At 72.7% G+C, this 2,517-nt stretch carries 1 protein-coding gene and 1 pseudogene; one reads left to right on the top strand and one right to left on the bottom strand.

Annotated features, from left to right (window positions below; all coding sequences use genetic code 11):
* Nucleotides 1–505: pseudogene (locus tag ACIQOV_RS37045) on the bottom strand (ribonuclease BN); the annotation flags it as partial.
* Between the two features lie 379 nt (nucleotides 506–884).
* Here ACIQOV_RS37045 and ACIQOV_RS37040 point away from each other — a divergent pair.
* Nucleotides 885–2,504 carry an MFS transporter gene (locus tag ACIQOV_RS37040; RefSeq protein ID WP_401055189.1) on the top strand — a complete coding sequence of 540 codons (1,620 nt, stop codon included), beginning with the start codon at nucleotides 885–887 and terminating at the stop codon, nucleotides 2,502–2,504.
* The last annotated feature ends 13 nt before the right edge of the window (nucleotides 2,505–2,517 follow it).

Genomic DNA, 2,517 nt, shown 5'->3' with positions numbered 1-2,517 from the left:
CCAGGTAGAACAGGACCCCGAGGCCCGTGCCCGCCCCGAACCCGGACCGCACCTGGCCCTGGAGGATCAGGGCGGTCAGCCAGACCAGGAGCCAGGCGAGCCACCGCCAGGCCGCCAGGCGCCCCGCCAGGTGGGGCAGGTACCAGCTCCGCTCGCACAGGCGTTGCAGGATGCGGCTGCAGCTCGTGGCCGAGAGCAGGGTCACCATGATCCCGATGCCGCCGAAGGCGTCGGTGGTGGACTCCTGGCCGCTGGGGTGGAGCGCCCCCTTGATCTCGTCGAGCGATTGGCCCTGGAGCCCCAGGACGGTGCGCAGCGACTCGGAGACGCTGTTGCGCACGTCCTGGGGCATGAAGGCGGCCAGCACGAACAGCACCGGGATGGCGGTCAGGAAGGTCTGGGCCGCGAGGCGGGTGGCCGTGTCCAGGACGTGGACGTGGAGCAGCTGGGCCGCGAGCCGGCGCAGGAACGGGACGTCGCGCAGGGTGGCCGTCCGCCCCCTCAACCAGGCGGTCCTGGCGCGGATCCATGCGGCGCGGCCGGGTTCACCACGCTGTGCCGCCACCCCGGGCTCCCTCCGGTCGATGCCTGCCCCCGGTCCGTCGCGGCCCGTCGTCGGCCGAGCGCCGAGGGTTCCCAGACTGGGCGACGGGACGGTGTGCGGCACCCCGGGCGGTCCGCCGTTCGGCGCAACCCGCGGGCACCGGCGCCCTCCTGCCCCGCCGGTCCCCGCCGATCCGGTGGGACCGGGCCGTGCGTCGGCGCGCCGCGGGGGGACCACCGGCCGCGGCGGCCGTCCTCGACGGGCGACCCGGTCACGAGGGGGCGAGGGTACGAGGCAGGCGCGTACGGACCGCGTGGGCCGGTGAGCGGGAGGAGTCACGGTGAAACGCTGGAGAGCGCTGATCGTCCTGGGCATGGCGCAGTTCCTGATGGTGCTCGACGCCTCGGTGATGAACGTGTCCATCAGCCAGCTGGTCGAGGACTTCGACACCGAGGTCACGGCGATCCAGGCGGTGATCACGCTCTACACGCTGGTGATGGCGGCGTTCATGATCACCGGCGGCAAGCTCGGCGACATGTTCGGGCGCCGACGGATGTTCATGGTGGGGCTGGTGGTCTACGCCGTGGGATCGGCGATCACGGCGGTGGCGCCCACCCTGGGGCTGCTGGCGCTCGGCTGGTCGGTGATCGAGGGGCTGGGTGCGGCGCTGGTCCTTCCGGCACTCGCCGCGCTGGTGGCCGGCGCCTACCGGGGACGGGACCGCGCGACCGCCTACGGTGTCATCGGCGGCCTGTCCGGGGCGGGCATCGCCGTGGGGCCGCTGCTCGGCGGATGGCTGACCACCTACCTGACGTGGCGGCTGGTCTTCGCCGGCGAGGTCGTCCTGGTGGTGGTCATCCTCTTCCTGCTGCGCTGGATCGAGCGGCAACCGGTACCGGAGCACCACGAGCGGATCGACCTGGTCGGTGTGCTGCTGTCGGTGTCCGGGCTGGGGCTGGTGGTGCTGGCCGTGCTGCAGAGCAGCACCTGGGGCTGGCTCCAGCCGCGCAATCCGCCGTTCACCGTCCTCGGATTCTCTCCGACGCTCTTCGCCGTCGCGCTCGGCGGGGTGCTGCTGGTGCTGTTCCGGTCGTGGGAGCTGCGCCGGGAGCATCCGCTGGTCAGGTTCGCGCTGTTCCGCATCCCACCGCTGAGGTCCGGCCTGCTGATGCTCTTCTGCCAGAACCTGATCCTCCTCGGGTTGTTCTTCGTCATCCCGCTCTACCTCCAGGTCGTCCAGGGCGAGAACGCCTTCGAGACCGGTCTGCGGCTGCTGCCGGTGTCGATCACGATGCTCGCCGCCTCCATGTCCGGCTCGCTGCTCACCCGCTTCGCCTCGCCGAGGACGGTGGTGCGGATCGGGCTGCTGGTGCTGTTCGCCTCGTCGCTGTGGCTGGTGGGCACCGTCCAACCGGAGCTCGACGACCTGTCGTTCGCGCTGGCGATGGCCGCCCTGGGGATCGGCATGGGGCTGCTCGCCTCGCAGTTGGGCAACGTGGTGCAGTCGAGTGTCGGGGAGGAGGACCGCAGCGAGGTCGGCGGGCTGCAGTACACCGCGCAGAACCTCGGGTCGTCGCTGGGCACCGCGCTGATCGGCGCCATCCTGATCGGCGCCCTGACGGTGGCGTTCGGCAACGCCGTGGCCGGGCACCCGGAGATCTCCGACGCCGTGAAGCAGCAGGCGGGCATCCGGATCGAGGCGGGCGTCACCTTCGTGCCCGCGGACCAGCTCGCCACCGCGCTCGCGCAGAGCACCGTCCCGCCGCAGGAGGCGGCCGCCGTCGTCGACTCCTACAGTGCGGCCCAGCTCGACGGCCTCAAGGTGTCGCTGCTGGCCGCCGCCGCGATCACGCTCGCCGCCTTCGCCTTCACCGGTCACCTGCCCGCGCGGCGGGTGCCGCGCGGGAGCGGGCCGGAGCGCGGGGGGACGGGCGGCGGCGGGGCGACGGCCGGGGCGTAGGGCCGTACCGGTC

This window comes from Kitasatospora sp. NPDC091257 (genome assembly GCF_044757675.1).
In the GTDB taxonomy this organism is placed as follows: Bacteria; Actinomycetota; Actinomycetes; order Streptomycetales; family Streptomycetaceae; genus Kitasatospora; species Kitasatospora lactacystinica.
Note: the sequence above shows the minus strand (reverse complement) of the source record. Positions and strands in the feature narration are given on the sequence as shown.